The 16,423-nt window shown below is 30.7% G+C and carries 15 protein-coding genes; 9 read left to right on the top strand and 6 right to left on the bottom strand.

The window, feature by feature from the left end; all coding sequences use genetic code 11:
• Positions 1-3: 3 nt before the first annotated feature.
• Complete coding sequence (locus tag AC1XJX_RS06595) at positions 4-285, bottom strand: hypothetical protein (RefSeq protein WP_482003176.1); 282 nt, start codon at positions 283-285, stop codon at positions 4-6.
• Positions 286-1,059 (bottom strand): 5'/3'-nucleotidase SurE, encoded by a 774-nt coding sequence (gene surE / locus AC1XJX_RS06590; RefSeq protein ID WP_482003289.1) that lies wholly within the window; start codon positions 1,057-1,059, stop codon positions 286-288.
• A gap of 171 nt (positions 1,060-1,230) precedes the next feature.
• On the opposite strand from surE, the gene AC1XJX_RS06585 reads away from it, so the two are divergent.
• Both AC1XJX_RS06585 and AC1XJX_RS06580 read left to right on the top strand, forming a co-directional pair.
• Positions 1,231-3,375, top strand: a complete 2,145-nt coding sequence (locus AC1XJX_RS06585) for a carboxy terminal-processing peptidase (RefSeq protein ID WP_482003288.1) — start codon at positions 1,231-1,233, stop codon at positions 3,373-3,375.
• 7 nt (positions 3,376-3,382) lie between these two features.
• Positions 3,383-4,477 carry an ABC transporter permease gene (locus AC1XJX_RS06580; RefSeq protein WP_482003175.1) on the top strand — a complete coding sequence of 365 codons (1,095 nt, stop codon included), beginning with the start codon at positions 3,383-3,385 and terminating at the stop codon, positions 4,475-4,477.
• An 11-nt stretch (positions 4,478-4,488) separates the two neighbouring features.
• Here the strand turns inward: AC1XJX_RS06580 and AC1XJX_RS06575 are convergent, their stop codons facing one another.
• From AC1XJX_RS06575 to AC1XJX_RS06560, 4 genes are all read right to left on the bottom strand, one after another.
• Positions 4,489-5,370, bottom strand: coding sequence for a hypothetical protein (locus AC1XJX_RS06575; RefSeq protein WP_482003174.1), 882 nt, complete (start codon positions 5,368-5,370; stop codon positions 4,489-4,491).
• A 7-nt stretch (positions 5,371-5,377) separates the two neighbouring features.
• Positions 5,378-6,826 carry an MBOAT family O-acyltransferase gene (locus AC1XJX_RS06570; RefSeq protein WP_482003173.1) on the bottom strand — a complete coding sequence of 483 codons (1,449 nt, stop codon included), beginning with the start codon at positions 6,824-6,826 and terminating at the stop codon, positions 5,378-5,380.
• Between the two features lie 79 nt (positions 6,827-6,905).
• Positions 6,906-7,517 (bottom strand): ribosome biogenesis GTP-binding protein YihA/YsxC, encoded by a 612-nt coding sequence (yihA, locus tag AC1XJX_RS06565; RefSeq protein ID WP_482003172.1) that lies wholly within the window; start codon positions 7,515-7,517, stop codon positions 6,906-6,908.
• 17 nt (positions 7,518-7,534) lie between these two features.
• Entirely contained in the window at positions 7,535-8,299 is a 765-nt protein-coding gene (locus AC1XJX_RS06560; RefSeq protein ID WP_482003287.1) for an alpha/beta fold hydrolase, read from the bottom strand.
• A gap of 357 nt (positions 8,300-8,656) precedes the next feature.
• Between AC1XJX_RS06560 and mraZ the strand changes: the two genes are divergently transcribed.
• The 7 genes from mraZ to murD all read left to right on the top strand — a co-directional run bounded on the left by mraZ (position 8,657) and on the right by murD (position 16,419).
• Entirely contained in the window at positions 8,657-9,127 is a 471-nt protein-coding gene (gene mraZ, locus AC1XJX_RS06555) for a division/cell wall cluster transcriptional repressor MraZ (protein WP_482003171.1), read from the top strand.
• Positions 9,114-10,010, top strand: a complete 897-nt coding sequence (gene rsmH, locus AC1XJX_RS06550; protein ID WP_482003170.1) for a 16S rRNA (cytosine(1402)-N(4))-methyltransferase RsmH — start codon at positions 9,114-9,116, stop codon at positions 10,008-10,010. Before mraZ ends, rsmH begins: the two co-directional genes overlap by 14 nt.
• 14 nt (positions 10,011-10,024) lie before the next feature.
• A complete protein-coding gene (locus AC1XJX_RS06545; RefSeq protein WP_482003169.1) occupies positions 10,025-10,342 on the top strand; it encodes an FtsL-like putative cell division protein in 318 nt (105 codons plus the stop codon).
• Between the two features lie 64 nt (positions 10,343-10,406).
• Complete coding sequence (locus AC1XJX_RS06540; protein ID WP_482003286.1) at positions 10,407-12,368, top strand: penicillin-binding protein; 1,962 nt, start codon at positions 10,407-10,409, stop codon at positions 12,366-12,368.
• A complete protein-coding gene (locus AC1XJX_RS06535) occupies positions 12,365-13,828 on the top strand; it encodes a UDP-N-acetylmuramoyl-L-alanyl-D-glutamate--2,6-diaminopimelate ligase (RefSeq protein WP_482003168.1) in 1,464 nt (487 codons plus the stop codon). Before AC1XJX_RS06540 ends, AC1XJX_RS06535 begins: the two co-directional genes overlap by 4 nt.
• Before the next feature lie 18 nt (positions 13,829-13,846).
• Positions 13,847-15,088 carry a phospho-N-acetylmuramoyl-pentapeptide-transferase gene (gene mraY, locus AC1XJX_RS06530; RefSeq protein ID WP_482003167.1) on the top strand — a complete coding sequence of 414 codons (1,242 nt, stop codon included), beginning with the start codon at positions 13,847-13,849 and terminating at the stop codon, positions 15,086-15,088.
• Positions 15,088-16,419 carry a UDP-N-acetylmuramoyl-L-alanine--D-glutamate ligase gene (gene murD / locus AC1XJX_RS06525; protein WP_482003166.1) on the top strand — a complete coding sequence of 444 codons (1,332 nt, stop codon included), beginning with the start codon at positions 15,088-15,090 and terminating at the stop codon, positions 16,417-16,419. The genes mraY and murD overlap by 1 nt, the downstream gene beginning before the upstream one ends.
• Positions 16,420-16,423: the final 4 nt, after the last annotated feature.

Here is a 16,423-nt window from a genome sequence, read left to right as displayed (position 1 = left end):
TAATTAAAAAAGTTTAAATACAAACGTAAAAACAGCAATAAAAACGGTAATTAATAAAACGCCTCTTGCACGATAATCTTGTTTTTTTTTAATAAAAATAAAAAAAGCAATTAAGTTTAAGATGGCTCCCAAACTAATAAGTTTTCCTATAAAACCTTCAGCGACAGCCGCTTTAATAACGTTTGTAAAATCATCTCCTTTTCCTAAAAGTGTTGCTGTTAAAAGTAGTCCAATGGCATTAGCTATTAATCCTACCAACATACCAATAAAAATGTTTTTTTTCATTTATTCTAAATCCCAAGTTTTTAATTCTTTTATAAATTGATGTGCTGTTAAATCAAATTGAACTGGAACTATTGAAACGTAATTATGTTCTAAAGCCCATTCATCAGTATCTTCACCACTATCTAAATTTACAAATTTTCCCGTTAGCCAATAATAATCTCTGCCATTTGGAGTTTTGCGTTTATCAAATTCTTCAACCCAATTAGCTTTAGCTTGCCTCGATATTTTAATGCCTTTTATGGTTTCTTTTGAAATATTTGGAATGTTGACATTTAAAACAATGCCATTTTGTAAGCCTTCTTTTAAAACTTTTTCAGCAATTGTTTTTATATATGATTTTGAGTTTTCAAAATTGGCATTCCAGGTGTAATCTAAAAGTGAAAAACCAATGGCAGGTATGCCTTCAATTCCAGCCTCTATTGCAGCACTCATAGTTCCAGAATAAATTACGTTTATAGATGCGTTTGATCCGTGATTAATGCCAGAAACACAAAGATCTGGTTTTCTTTCTAAAATTTCTCTGATAGCAATTTTTACACAATCTGCAGGTGTGCCAGAGCAACTAAATTCTTTTTGTGGTCCATTATCTATTAAAACCTTTTCTGCATAAAGCGTAGAGTTTAGAGTGATAGCATGTCCCATCCCACTTTGTGGACTATCTGGCGCAACTACAACAACTTCTCCAAGGGTATTCATGATGCTAATAAGTGTTCTAATACCTGGAGCATTTATGCCGTCATCATTAGTAACTAATATGAGTGGTTTTTTTGTCATATTCATCTATAAATTCATCGCTAAAATACATAAATTCATTAGCAAATTGTTATATTTTCAGGTTTAACAAAAAATTAGTAACTAATGCTATTATTGGCATGGTTTTTTCTTTATTTTAGTAGAAATATCTTAAGCTTTTTAGCTGTTAAATATTATTAGATGAAAAATATTATGAAAAGGAATTATAAGGTTTTATTACTTGTTTTACTGTTAGCATTTGCTTCCTGCAGTTTTACTACCAAAAAATTCAGTAATCCAGATAAAGATAAATTACTTATTCAAATTATAACTTTTGTTTTAGAACAAGGACATTTTGATCCCATAGCCATAGATGATAATTTTTCTGAAAAATTATTTGAAGATTATATAGGGATTATTGATCCAGTTAAAAGATATTTTTACGAGTCTGATTATGAAGATTTTGAAAAATATAAGTTGACTATTGATGACCAGCTTAAAGCAACAGATATTACATTTTTTAATGTAGTAAATGAGCGCATGGTAAAACGTATGGACGAAGCAAAACAGATATATAAAGACGTCTTATCACAACCTTTTGATTATTCAAAAGAGGAGTATTTTGATACAAACTATGAGAACAGCGAGTACGTGAAAAATAAAAAACAAATGATTGAGCGTTGGAGACAGCAATTAAAGTTTTCAACTTTATCAAATTATGATGATTTAAAAAAAGAAGAAAAATTAGCAAAAGATAAAGATGCCTCTTATGTTATGAAATCTGAAGAACAAATTGAAAAAGAGTCTAGGGAGGCTACTTTGAAATCATTAAATATATATTTTGAAGATTTTATTGATGATCAAAGTCGTGAAGATTGGTTCGCTATTTACGTCAATACTATTGTAGAAGAATTTGATCCACATACCTATTATCTAGCTCCAAAAAATAAGGAAGATTTTGATGAGCGAATGTCTGGCAAAATAGAAGGTATTGGTGCTAGATTACAAAAACGTATGGACTACATAAAAGTAGTAGAGCTTATATCTGGTGGTCCAGCATGGAGAGGAAATGAATTGGAAGTCGAAGATGTAATTCTGAAAGTAAAACAAGAAGATGAAGAATTCCCTGTAGATATTGTGGGTATGAGAATTAACGATGCTATAAAATACATAAAAGGACCAAAAGGAACTAAAGTGACTTTAACTGTTAAAAAGGTTGATGGAACTATGAAAGAGATAACTATAACGCGAGATATAGTTGAAGCTTTTGATACTTATGCTAAATCTTCTGTAGTTGAAAAAGATGGTAAGAAGTTTGGAATTATTAATCTTCCAGCGTTTTATGTAGATTTTCAAGATTATAAAAACGTTAATGCTGCTAAAGATGTTAAAAAAGAAATTGAGCATTTGAAAGCTGATGGCATGGAAGGATTGGTGTTAGATTTACGAAATAATGGTGGTGGATCATTACCAGCAGTTGTAGAGATGGCAGGATTATTTATAAAAGAAGGTCCAGTAGTTCAAGTGCGTTCTACTGGGGAAGCTAAAGAAGTTTTAACAGATAGAGATAAATCAATTTCTTGGGACGGACCATTAGTTATTTTAGTTAATGAAATTTCAGCTTCAGCTTCAGAGATTATGGCTGCTGCGATGCAAGATTATAAACGAGCTATTATAATAGGGAGCAAGCAAACCTATGGAAAGGGTACAGTTCAAAATGTTATTAATTTAAATAACATGCTTAGAAACAATACAAGTGGAGATTTAGGTGCTTTAGCGTTGACCACCCAAAAGTATTATAGAATTAATGGAGGTTCAGTTCAGTTAGAAGGTGTAAAAAGTGATGTGAATGTTCCAGGACGGTTTAGTTTTATTGATGTAGGTGAAAAAGATAAAGATAACCCATTACCGTGGGATGAAATTGATGCTGCCGAATATACACTTTGGGAAAACTATTTTGATTATGATGCTACAATTAAGAAGAGTAAAGAACGTATGAGTAATAATAAAGAATTAAAACTTATAGAAGAAAATGCTAAATGGGTTAAAAGTAGAATTGATGAAACGGTTTTTCCTCTAAATTATCCAAAATATCAAGAAAAAATGGCGTTAAATGAAGAGGAATCTAAACAATTTGATGCTATTACAAATTACAAAACAAACTTAACCTTTTACTCTACTAAATACGAAAAAGCTTTAATTCAAAAGGACACAACAGATTTAAAGGAAAAGCGTAAACGCTGGCATGAAAGTTTAAGTAAAGATATTTATGTTGAAGAGGCTCTTAATGTTTTAGAGGATTTAAAAATATCTTATCCGTTAAAAAAGGTAGCATCAGCCTCATCTGTAAAAAATTAAATAAATTTTGAGTCATCAATCTAACTCTTTAAAACAATTAGCGCTCCAAAAGTTTAAAAAAAATTTCTGGGGCGTTTTTAGTTTTTTTTATATAGTTTTGGTTGGTTTGGTTTCATTATTTGCTTATGTTATTGCACCAGATAATTCTCAATTTGCTAATCAAATGCATGTGTCAATTCATTCTAAAAAGCCCGGTTTTAAAGTTACGATGCTTACTTTGCCGTCTGATTTAGAAATCAACCAAGGAACATTAGATAAAATGTTTTTTGGAAAAAAAAACACTGACACAGAGGTGCCAATTTCGCAACATTTCATTAAAAATGATACGTTAACTTATAAAGAGTTTTCTGCTGAGGGATTAGAAGGCACTGAGAAATCCATAAGTTTAAATGTTTTTGAAAATAACTCAGTTGATGATTTTATTAAAGAAAAAACTTTTCTTTTTGGAACAGATAAATATGGTAGAGACTTATTAAGTCGGGTTTTAGTTGGCGCTAGAATATCCTTTTTTATTGGTTTTGTAGCAGTTTTTATTTCATTGATAATCGGCACTTTTATGGGAAGTATCTCTGGGTATTTTGGCGGAAAAGTGGATGCTGTCATTATGTGGATTATTAATGTTACATGGTCTATTCCAACTTTGTTATTGGTTATAGCTATAACTCTTGCTTTGGGAAAAGGTTTTTGGCAAGTATTTATTGCAGTGGGTTTAACTATGTGGGTTGAAGTTGCAAGAGTAGTTCGAGGACAAATAATTAGTGTTAAAGAAATGCAATATGTTACTGCTGCTAGAGCTCTAGGGTTTGGCAATATTAGAATCATAAAGAAGCATATATTACCAAATATCATGGCACCAGTAATTGTTATTTCTGCAGCAAATTTTGCAGGAGCTATTTTGATAGAAAGTGGTTTGAGTTTTTTAGGTATTGGTGCACAACCACCAATGGCAAGTTGGGGGGCTATGATTAAAGATCATTATAATTACATTATCCTTGGAAAACCTTATTTAGCTATAATTCCAGGACTATGTATTATGAGTTTGGTAATGGCTTTTATGCTTATTGGTAATGCATTAAGAGATGCTTTGGATGTAAAAGACTAAAATTTTGTTTATTAATGAGGTTTTACAATAAGCATGTTTGTATTATTAAAATAATTAGCACTATTAATTTTGTTACCAACCATTAGAGTTAAAATATTTGCACCATGTTCGTTTAAGTGTGTATAATCATACATTAAGTTTTTATCAGATTTTAACAAAATAGTATCAAATTTAAATTGGTTAAATTCTTGAGATATTTTTTCTCTAAATAAATTTAGTTTTTTGTTTATTTTATATTCTTTTTTAAGAATAGTAAGACTTTTGTTGTAAGGAAATTCTATAAAAGTGATCAAGCAATTTTTATTAATTAGTGTTCTGATACCTTCTAAATACATATCCTGTTTATGTTCTATTCCTTCTTTAGTTGATTTAGAATATAGTTCTTTAAATACAAATAATTTGGTGTGTAAATTTATTGAATCATTATAAGGATATAGTTTTTGGGTTGTTTGGAAGTAATAATTGTGTGGTAACTTTATACCTCTTCTTATAATATTTTCAAAACCATCTAAAGAATAATTTAATGAAAAAGCTTTTTTTAAAGAATTGAAATCTATAGGAGATGTGTTAGCTTCATTAATATCAGGTCTAATTTGAGAATGTTCCGAAATGGATAAAACTATTTTTGAATTTTCTGGAACTGATTTAGCAAAATAGTAAAAATCATAAACACCAGAACCGTGTTTAGCTGCAGAATATACATTTAGACCAGTTTTGGTTTCTAGTACTTTTAAGTCTATTCCTTGAACAGTTTGAGAATCTCCATATATGAATATAGAATTTTTTGTATTTGTTTTTAGATAAAAATGAGATAAAATACTGTAGGTGATTATATAAAAACAAATAGAAAAGACAAGAAAATAACCAGTTCGCTTAATGAATAATTTTATCATAATTAATTTAAAATTGAAAATATATAAAATCTTGTTTTTCTCCTGGGTAGTTTATAATTAATAGTATGATTGTCAAATAAATAAGCCATCTTAGTTTTCTTGGAAATAAGTAATTGTTGAATTTTAAGGGGTGTTCTAATTTTCTAGTTATAAATTCGCAAATTAACATTAATAGGACTAATGCAAAACATATTAAAGCGTGTTTTAATTGATTGAAATCTGGGGTAATAAATAGTGATTTTGAAAAAATATTTACTATGTATGAAAATGCATGATTAATATTTTCTGCTCTAAAAAATATCCAAGCGAAAGTTACAAGACTGAAAGTTAATCCATTACTTATTATTTTTTTTAAACTTGTAATTATTTTGTGTTGACTAAAATCATGAATGTTAATTTTAATTTTTTGTATTTGTAGATTAATTAAAAAATAAAAGGCGTGTAAAATTCCCCAAAGAATAAAAGTCCAATTAGCTCCATGCCAAAAAGCGCTAAGTATGAAGACAAAAAAAATATTTCTTATTTTATTATAATTATTAACTCTATTTCCTCCCATTGGAATATAGATATAGTCTCTAAACCAAGAAGTAAGGGAAATGTGCCATCTTTTCCAAAATTCTGCAATATTTTTTGAGAAGTATGGGAGTTTGAAATTTTGTAAAATATTAAATCCAAATAGCTTAGAAGTTCCAATTGCTATATCTGAATAGCCTGAAAAATCTCCGTAAATTTGAAAAGCAAAAAACAGGGCACCTAAAACTAAAGTACTCCCTGTATACTCCTCATGATTATTAAAAATTAGATTTGCAAATTTAGCACAATTATCTGCTATTACTATTTTTTTGAATAATCCCCAGAGTATTTGACGCATACCATCAACTGCTTTAGAGTAATCAAATTCTCTTTTTTTATGAAATTGAGGGAGAAGATGAGTTGCTCTTTCAATTGGACCAGCAACTAATTGCGGAAAAAAACTTACAAATGCAGCAAATGCTATAAAATTTTTAGTTGGTTTTAGTTTTCTATTATATATATCTATAGAATAACTTAAAGTTTGAAAAGTGTAAAAGCTAATGCCTACAGGTAAGATAATATTTAAAGAATTGGCTTTAATTTCAATTCCAAAAAATAAAAAAGTTGAAATAAAATTATCTAAAAAAAAATTGTAATATTTAAAAAATCCTAGAAAGCTTATATTTATAAAAATGCTAATGAAAAGCAATAATTTCCTTATTTTTTTATTTTCATAATAATCTAACTTATTCGCTATATAATAATCAATAGTAGTACTAAATAATATTAAAGAAAGAAATCTCCAATCCCAAAGACCATAAAAGAGGTAACTAGATATTACAATAATAAAATTTTGAAGGTTTAAGTTTTTTTTCGAAACAAACCAATAAAGAAAAAACACTGCAGGTAAAAATATAGCAAAGTCTATTGAATTAAAGAGCATTTAGTATATTCGTTTTATTGTTTTTTAAATACTGTTTTAAATAATCAAAACTTTGATATGATCGTTAATTTTGATAGGATCAAAGAGCATCTAATTTCATATTCCCGTTCAATTCTTCAATATAATTTAATACATCATCTTTACCAATATCTTTAGAAGAGGAAGTAATAAAATAATTCGGAATGTCTTCCCAAGTTTCTAATAATACATTCTTATAATCTTCAACATGCCTTAAAATGGCGTTTGGTTTTAACTTATCGGCTTTTGTAAAAATGATTGAAAAAGGCACCCCGTTTTCACCCAGCCATTGCATAAATTCTAAGTCTATAGGTTGCGGATCGTGTCTTATGTCTACTAAGATAAAGGCGCTAACCAACTGCTCTCGCAATCCAAAATATTCTGTTATAAATTTTTGAAAAACTTTTTTAGAGCTTTTTGAAACTTTGGCATAACCATAGCCTGGTAAATCTACTAAGTGCCAATTTTTATTAATTAAAAAGTGGTTTATAAGTTGCGTTTTTCCTGGTCTTCCTGATGTTTTTGCTAAACTTTTTCGGCTAGTTAACATGTTGATTAATGATGATTTTCCAACATTACTTCGGCCAATAAAAGCGTATTCAGGTAATCTGCTTTTTGGGCATTTGGTAACATCAGAGTTACTCATAACAAATTCAGCAGATTTAATAAGCATTTATATAGGTTTTATTATTAAAATCCTCTTTTTTGAAACCAATTATCAAGAATTTTATTAAATTCTTCAGGGTGTTCCATCATGGCTGCGTGTCCACATTTATCAATCCAAAATAATTCAGAGTCTGGCAAAAGTTCATTAAACTCATTTGCAACTTCTGGTGGTGTAACTGTGTCATTTTTTCCCCAAATAATACAAGTTGGTTTTTGCATATTTGGTAAATCTTTAGCCATATTGTGTCTGATTGCGCTCTTTGCAATAGCTAAAGTTTTAATAAGTTTATTTCTGTCGTTAACAGTTTCATAAACCTCGTCTACTATTTCTTTTGTTGCAATCGCAGGGTCGTAAAAAACGTCTTGTGCTTTCTTTTTAATAACTTCATAGTCACTTCGCTTAGTATATCCGCCACCCATTGCACTTTCATAAAGGCCAGAACTACCGGTAATTATTAAGGCTTTTACTGTTTCTGGATATAACTTAGTATGATATAAACCTATGTGCCCACCCAAAGAATTACCTAGTAGTATAACTTCTTTAAAACCTTTAAATATTATAAAATCATGTAAATATTTTGCAAAACTTTTTACGTTGGTTTTTAGTAAAGACATGCTGTAAATGGGTAGTTCAGGAATGATGACTTTATAGCCTTTAGAGCTAAAAAAATCTGATACTTCTTTAAAGTTACTTAAGCCACCCATTAAACCATGTAATACAACGATAGGGGTGCCTTCACCCACTTCCATGTAACTGTAGTTTTTTTCTTTTTTTAATCTATGCGCCATTAATTGCTTGGTCATTGCGTTAGAAACAAATATAGTTATTTCAATGATATTTCAATGATTTTAATTAATTGAAAATAGTTTGTACAAGCTTAGTTATCCGTTTTCAATAAATAAATAATTTATTAAAATTTGAAAAGTAAAGTTATAAATTATTGAATGGATGTTAACAACACAACTGTCTTAGAAATGTAAGTATAAGTTGCTGGTAATCAGATTTAATTACTATTAATTTCTTTAAAAAACTGTTCAGAGGCTTATTTAATTATAAATTTATTAACAAAGTGGTATAAAGTGGTAGAAAGTGGTAAAATTTTCAATATATTTGAAACATAAACATTTATTTAAAGTAAAACCGCTTTGGACTTAATTACAGGTACATACGATTGTAAAGTTGATGCTAAAGGCAGATTAATGATGCCTGCTGCAATAAAAAAGCAATTATCATCTGTTTTGCAAGAAGGTTTTGTGTTGCGTCGTTCTGTTTTTCAAAAATGTTTGGAGCTGTATCCAATGAGTGAATGGCAGGTTCTTATGCAGAAAATGAATAAGCTCAATAAATTTAAAAAAAAGAATAACGATTTTATTAGAAGATTTACTGCTGGAGCAAAAATGGTAGAGGTTGATATTAATGGGCGGGTATTAATACCCAAAGATTTAACTGTTTTTGCATCTATTTCAAAAAATATAGTAGTTACCTCTGCTATAAATATCATTGAGATTTGGGATAAGGATTTATACGAACAAGCTATTGATGATGCAACTATTGATTTCGCAGATTTAGCTGAAGAAGTTATGGGGCAAGATGATGATGACTATGGAATATCATAACCCTGTTCTTTTAATAGAAACCGTTGATGGGTTAAATATAAAACCTGATGGTGTTTATGTTGATGTGACTTTTGGTGGTGGCGGTCATAGTAAAGAAATTTTGAAAAGGCTTGGGCATCAAGGAAGATTGCTTGCTTTTGATCAGGATTTAGACGCTCTTGAAAATATAATTGATGACTCAAGATTTATACTTATTAATGAAAATTTTAGATACATAAAACGTTTTTTAAGATTTCATGGAGTGAAAAAAGTTGACGGTATTTTGGCAGATTTTGGTGTGTCATCACATCAATTTGATATTGCTGAACGCGGTTTTTCAACCCGTTTTGAGGCTAACTTAGATATGCGAATGAATCAGCAAAATAAATTATCTGCCTTTAATGTGGTTAATGAGTATGAGGAAGAACAATTAAAACAAGTATTTCTGCAGTACGGTGAATTGCGTGCTGCTTCTGCTATGGCGGCATTAATAATCGAGCATAGAAAGACTGAATCAATAATAACAAGTGATCAGTTAAAAATGGTTTTAAAAAAGTTTTTACCACCAAGACACGAAAATAAAGTGTTAGCTCAAATATATCAAGCTATTAGGATTGAAGTAAATCAAGAGATAGAAGCGCTGAAGGAGTTTTTAGAGCAAACGCCAGATCTTTTAAATGAAGGTGGTCGATTGAGTTTTATATCCTATCATTCGTTAGAAGATAGATTGGTAAAGCGTTTTATTCGAAATGGTCTGTTTGAAGGAGAGCCTGAGCGAGATATGTTCGGAAATTTTGAAGTGCCTTTGAGAAAGGTAAATGGTTTGACTGTTCCTTCAAAACAGGAAATAAAAATTAATAGTAGAGCTAGAAGTGCAAAACTTAGAATAGCTGAAAAAATATAAGCTTAGTTGGGTAGGTGAAGAATAATATCTATAACATATTAAAAGGCACATTTTTAGTTAGCGATGACTCTTTTAAGAATTGGAGATTCATTTTATTCATATCCGGTTTAGCAATTTTTATGATTGCAAGTTCTCATAGTGCTGATAACAAAGTTTACGAAATAGCACGATTAAAAAATGAAGCAAAGGAAATGCGTTCAGCTTTTGTTGACGGGCGTTCAAAGTTGATGAAGCTTAAAATGGAATCAACAATAGTAATAGAAATGAAAGAAAAAGGAATTTCGCCGTCAGTAATTCCACCCAAAAAAATAAAAGTAAAATCTCAAAATTGATAATTTAAACTTGGCAATAAACGAGAAAAACATATTAAACCGTTTGTATTTTATAGCTGGATGTATGTTCATCTTCGGGCTTGCTGTGGTTTTTAAACTATTTAGCATTCAGTTTCTTCAAGGTGATAAGTATAGAGCCTTGGCGACAGAGCGTGTTGTGAAAGATGTTGTTATACCTGCAAACCGAGGCAATGTTTACTCTGTAAATGGAAATTTATTAGCCACTTCTATACCTAAATATGATATCAGAATTGATGCTATAACGCCATCGTCAAATATATTTGAAAAGCACATAAAGCCTTTGTGCGATTCGCTTTCTAAATTTTCAGGTAAATCTTCTGGTAAACTTGAGAAAGATTTAAGGCAAGCACGTGCTAATAAAAACAGATATTATTTATTGGCTAGAAATATTGGGTATTCAGATTATACACGATTAAGAAATTTTCCGTTGTTAAGCCTTGGTGCTTTTAAAGGAGGTTTAATTGTAGAGCAAACTACTAAGCGCGAACATCCTATGGGTGGTATTGCGCAACGTTCCATTGGTTATGAACGTTTTGATGATAAAGGTAATGTTACCAGAGCAGGTATTGATGGGGCTTTTGGAGTGAAATATCTACGCGGAATAGATGGAAAACGAAAAAAACAACAAATAGGAAAAGGGCAATGGAAACCTTTAAGTGATGCTAATGAAGTGGAGCCGCAAGATGGATATGATGTTTATACAACTATTGACGTTAATGTGCAGGATATTGCGCATCATGCACTGTTAGAACAGTTAGAAAAATACAAAGCAGACCACGGATGTGTTGTTGTGATGGAAACCAAAACCGGTGAAATTAGAGCTATTTCTAATTTAGGAAGAAATGCAAACGGGTATTATTATGAGCGTTTAAATTATGCGGTTGGAGAAAGTCATGAATCTGGTTCTACATTCAAGTTAATGGCATTAGCAGCGGCCTTTGAAGATAAATTAGTAGATAGTAGTGATGTTGTTGATACAGAAAAAGGAATTATAACTTATTATGGTAAAAAAGTTAGAGACTCAAAAAATGGAGGTTACGGAAAAATAACTATTTCAAAAGCTTTTGAGGTTTCTTCGAATACAGGTATCGTAAAAGCAATTGATAAAGCCTATAAACATCAACCTGAAAAATTTGTTGATAGGTTATATGATATGAGTCTGAATAAAGATTTAGACTTACCTATAAAAGGTGAACCAAAACCAATTATTCCAGATCCAAGAATTAAAAATGGGCGTTGGAGTGGTATCGCGCTTCAATGGATGGCTTATGGGTATGGCGTTTCATTCACACCTTTGCAAACATTAACTTTTTATAATGCGATCGCAAATGATGGTGTTATGGTGAAGCCTCGATTTTTAAGAGAGGTTAAATCATTCGATAAAGTTGTGGAGCCCTTTCAAAAAGAAATTATTAATAAGCAAGTTTGTTCAAAAGAGACCGTATCTAAGTTACAACAATTACTTAAAAACGTTGTTGAAAAAGAACATGGAACTGGTCATCGTTTGTATTCTGAAAACTTTTCTATGGCTGGAAAAACGGGAACGTGTCAAAAAGATTATAAGAATAAGGAAAAGCTGAACTATATATCTTCTTTTGCTGGTTATTTTCCTGCAGAAAATCCAAAATATTCATGCATAGTGGTAATTCATGAGCCGGATAAAAGTGTTGGTTACTATGGTGCAGATGTATCTGGACCTGTATTTAAAAAAATTGCTCAAAAAATCTTCATAGATACACCAATTGTTGATGAGGTTAAAATGTTACAAATTACGGAGTCTAGTATAGAAAATGAATACGAATCATTTTACAATACGGCTCAAACATATAAAACTATCATGCCAAATTTAGTTGGTATTCCAGCAATGGATGCTGTCTCTCTTTTGGAGAATATGGAAGTAAATGTTAAAGTAAAACTTGATGGTACAGGTATTATTAAATCTCAATCAGTAGATAAAAACACAAAATTAGAAAATAATCAAACGATTGTATTAAAGGCTTCATGATAGCGCTCAAAGATATATTATATAAAGTAACTATTAATGCAGTTGTAGGCAGTACAAGTGTAGGTGTGAATGCCATAGATTTTGATTCGCGAAAAATAAAACAAGACAATTTATTTGTAGCTATAAAAGGTTTAATCGCCGATGGACATAAATTTATTGATGTCGCTATAAATAATGGTGCAAAAAGTGTGGTTTGTGAGGAGTTGCCTGAGAGTCTTATTGAAGGTATTACCTATGTTGAAGTAGATAATTCTAATAAAGCCTTGGCTATTATAGCTTCAAACTATTATAATAATCCATCTCAAAACTTAAGATTGGTTGGTGTTACTGGTACCAATGGTAAAACAACCGTTGCTAGTTTATTGTATCAATTATTTAAAAAGGCAGGTTACAAAGTTGGTTTGTTGTCTACTGTAAAAATAATGGTTGATAATACTGAGTATAAAGCAACGCATACAACTCCAGATTCCATAACTATTAATAAGTATTTAAATGAAATGAATGCCGTTGGTGTAGAGTTCTGTTTTATGGAGGTGAGTTCTCATGGGATACATCAATACAGGGCTGAAGGTTTGCATTTTGAAGGTGGCATATTTACTAATTTATCTCACGATCATTTAGATTATCATAAAACTTTTGCTGAATACAGAGATGTTAAAAAAAGCTTTTTTGATTCACTTTCACCTTCATCTTTCATGATTTCTAATATAGATGATAAGAATGGCTTGGTGATGATGCAAAACACTAAAGCTAGAAAATACACTTACGCTTTAAAAAGCTATGCAGATTATAAAGCGCAGATTTTAGAAAACCAATTAGGAGGTTTATTACTTAAGTTAAATGAAAGCGAAGTATGGACAAGACTTATAGGCAATTTTAATGCATACAATGTTTTAGCTATTTACGCTACTGCGGAATTATTGGGACTTGAAAAAGTTGAAATTCTAAGATTGATAAGTGATTTGGAAAGTGTAAGTGGACGTTTTCAATATGTAGTATCAGATCAAAAAATAACGGCTATTGTCGATTATGCACATACACCAGACGCTCTAAAAAATGTATTGGAAACCATAAACAGTATCCGCACTAAAAATGAAGAATTGATAACCGTTGTAGGATGTGGTGGAGATAGAGATACAACCAAACGCCCAAAAATGGGACATATTGCATCTTCTTTGAGTACGAAAGTCATTTTTACAAATGATAACCCTAGGAGCGAAAACCCTCAAACTATTTTAACTGAAATAGAACAAGGCGTAGAACCTCAAAACTTTAAAAAAGTCTTAACAATTGCAGATAGGAAACAAGCTATTAAAACAGCATGCCAAATGGCACAACCAAACGATATTGTTTTAATAGCTGGAAAAGGACATGAAACTTATCAAGAAATAAAAGGAGAACGCTTTGATTTTGATGATTTTAAAATAGTACAAGAATTATTAAAACAATTAGGAAAATAACCAACAACCAACTATAAAATGCTTTATTACCTATTTGAATATTTAGAAAAACAGTTTCAATTTCCTGGAGCATCTCTTTTTGGGTTTATCACTTTTAGAGCTGCAGCAGCGATGATTTTGTCATTGTTAATTTCTACTATTTATGGTAAACGTATCATTCACTTTTTAGCAAAAAAACAAATGGGTGAAACCATTAGAGATTTAGGGCTAGAGGGTCAGAAAGAGAAAGCAGGTACGCCAACTATGGGTGGGATTATTATAATTTTAGCAACATTAATACCTGTGTTTTTATTAGCTAAACTGGAAAATGTTTATATCATTCTTCTTATAGTCACTACACTTTGGATGGGAACCATAGGGTTTATTGATGATTATTTAAAGAAATTTAAAAATGATAAAGAGGGTCTAAAAGGTCGTTTTAAAGTTGCAGGTCAAGTTGGTTTAGGGTTGATTGTAGGGTTGACATTATTTTTTAATCAAGATGTAACTATTAAAGAAAAACTTCCTTTAGATCAACAACTAGAATTATTGGCAAAAAACCCCAATATTTTACCTTCAAAACTTTTTAAAGCTGAAGAAAAATCAACTAAAACTACGATACCATTTATAAAAGATAATGAGTTTGATTATGCAAATTTAATCACTTGGATAAGTCCAGATTTAAAAAAACATGCCTGGGTAATATTTGTTTTAGTTGCTATTTTTATAATTACAGCAGTTTCTAACGGAGCCAATTTAACCGATGGTATTGATGGTTTAGCAGCAGGCACCTCAGCAATAATTGTCCTCACTTTAGGGATATTCACTTTTGTTTCTGGTCGTATCGATTTTTCAGATTATCTCAATATCATGTATATCCCGAGCATAGGCGAGATTACCATATATATAGCTGCATTTGTTGGAGCGCTCATTGGGTTTTTATGGTATAATACCTATCCAGCGCAAGTTTTTATGGGCGATACTGGTAGTTTAACTATAGGTGGAATTATAGCGGTAATAGCCATAGCAGTTCGTAAGGAATGGTTAATTCCTGTTTTGTGTGGGATATTTTTAGCTGAAAATTTATCGGTGGTTATGCAGGTAAGTTGGTTTAAATACTCCAAGAAAAAATTCGGAGAAGGGCGTCGCATTTTCAAAATGTCGCCATTACATCACCACTATCAAAAATTGGGATATCACGAAAGTAAAATAGTAACCCGTTTTTGGATTGTTGGCGTTTTGTTAGCCATACTTTCTATTGTCACTTTAAAAATTAGATAATGAAACGGTTGGTAATTCTAGGAGGAGGAGAAAGTGGTGTTGGAACAGCGCTTTTAGGAAAAGCAAAAGGATACGATGTTTTTGTTTCTGATAAAGGAAAAATAAAAGATAAATATAAAGAAGTTCTTATACATAATGAGATTGAATGGGAAGATGAAAAGCATACAGAAGATAAAATCTTAAATGCAGATATCGTCATGAAAAGCCCTGGTATTCCTGACAAGATTTCGATAGTAAAACAAATTCATGAAAACGGAATTAGTTTGGTTTCAGAAATCGAATTCGCGGTAAAATATACGAATGCAACTGTAGTTGGAATTACAGGTAGTAATGGTAAAACTACTACAGCAACATTAACACATCATATTTTAAAACAAGAATTAAATGTTGGTTTAGCAGGAAACATCGGTGATAGTTTTGCGAAACAAATTTTAGAAGATGATTTTGAAAACTATGTGTTAGAGATTAGTAGTTTCCAGTTAGATGATATTAAAGATTTTAAACCAAAAATAGCAGTTTTACTGAATATTACGCCAGATCATTTAGATAGATATGATTATAAGTTTGAAAACTATATCGCTTCAAAATTCAGAATCGCCATGAATCAAACTAGTGATGATTATTTTATTTATGATGCTGATGATGAGGTGATAGTGAATCATTTAGAAAATAATCCAGTTCAATCAAAATTATTGCCCTTTTCGTTATCAAAAACTATCGAAAATGGCGCTTACTTAGATAAAGAGAATATTAAAATAACTATAGATAACAACCAATTAATTATGCCTACATCAAATCTAGCATTAGAAGGAAAACACAACATTAAAAACGCCATGGCAGCCTCAACCGTAGCACATTTATTAAAAATAAGGAAACAAACAATCCGTGAAAGTTTAGAAAATTTTCAAGGTGTAGAGCATCGATTAGAAGAGGTTTTGAAAATTAATAAAGTTCAATATATAAACGACTCAAAAGCTACCAATGTAAATGCTACATATTACGCTTTAGAAAGTATGAATGCGCCAACAGTTTGGATAGTTGGAGGTGTTGATAAGGGAAATGATTACGAGGAGTTGTTTCAGTTTGTAAACGAAAAAGTAAAGGCTATTATTTGTTTGGGAGTTGATAATGAAAAACTAATGAACACCTTTGGAAATATGGTCGATATCATTGTTGAAACTCAATTTATGAGTGAAGCCGTCAAAATAGCATATAAAGTAGCTGATGCTGGAGACAATGTTTTGTTATCACCTGCGTGTGCGAGTTTTGATTTATTTGAAAACTACGAAGATAGAGGGCGTCAGTTTAAACATGCCGTAAGAAATCTATAAAATA

Source organism: Flaviramulus sp. (assembly GCF_982512915.1).
The sequence above is the reverse complement of the archived record's forward strand: the minus strand, read 5'-3'. Positions and strand labels throughout refer to the sequence as shown.

Coding starts and splice junctions, on each gene's coding strand:
- rsmH (WP_482003170.1), top strand. CDS start 9,114: ATGGAATATCATAACCCTGTTCTTTTAATAGAAACCGTTGATGGGTTA.
- AC1XJX_RS06540 (WP_482003286.1), top strand. CDS start 10,407: ATGTTCATCTTCGGGCTTGCTGTGGTTTTTAAACTATTTAGCATTCAG.
- yihA (WP_482003172.1), bottom strand. CDS start 7,517: ATGCTTATTAAATCTGCTGAATTTGTTATGAGTAACTCTGATGTTACC.
- AC1XJX_RS06585 (WP_482003288.1), top strand. CDS start 1,231: ATGAAAAGGAATTATAAGGTTTTATTACTTGTTTTACTGTTAGCATTT.
- AC1XJX_RS06595 (WP_482003176.1), bottom strand. CDS start 285: ATGAAAAAAAACATTTTTATTGGTATGTTGGTAGGATTAATAGCTAAT.
- mraY (WP_482003167.1), top strand. CDS start 13,847: ATGCTTTATTACCTATTTGAATATTTAGAAAAACAGTTTCAATTTCCT.
- murD (WP_482003166.1), top strand. CDS start 15,088: ATGAAACGGTTGGTAATTCTAGGAGGAGGAGAAAGTGGTGTTGGAACA.
- AC1XJX_RS06575 (WP_482003174.1), bottom strand. CDS start 5,370: ATGATAAAATTATTCATTAAGCGAACTGGTTATTTTCTTGTCTTTTCT.
- AC1XJX_RS06570 (WP_482003173.1), bottom strand. CDS start 6,826: ATGCTCTTTAATTCAATAGACTTTGCTATATTTTTACCTGCAGTGTTT.
- AC1XJX_RS06560 (WP_482003287.1), bottom strand. CDS start 8,299: ATGGCGCATAGATTAAAAAAAGAAAAAAACTACAGTTACATGGAAGTG.
- surE (WP_482003289.1), bottom strand. CDS start 1,059: ATGACAAAAAAACCACTCATATTAGTTACTAATGATGACGGCATAAAT.
- AC1XJX_RS06535 (WP_482003168.1), top strand. CDS start 12,365: ATGATAGCGCTCAAAGATATATTATATAAAGTAACTATTAATGCAGTT.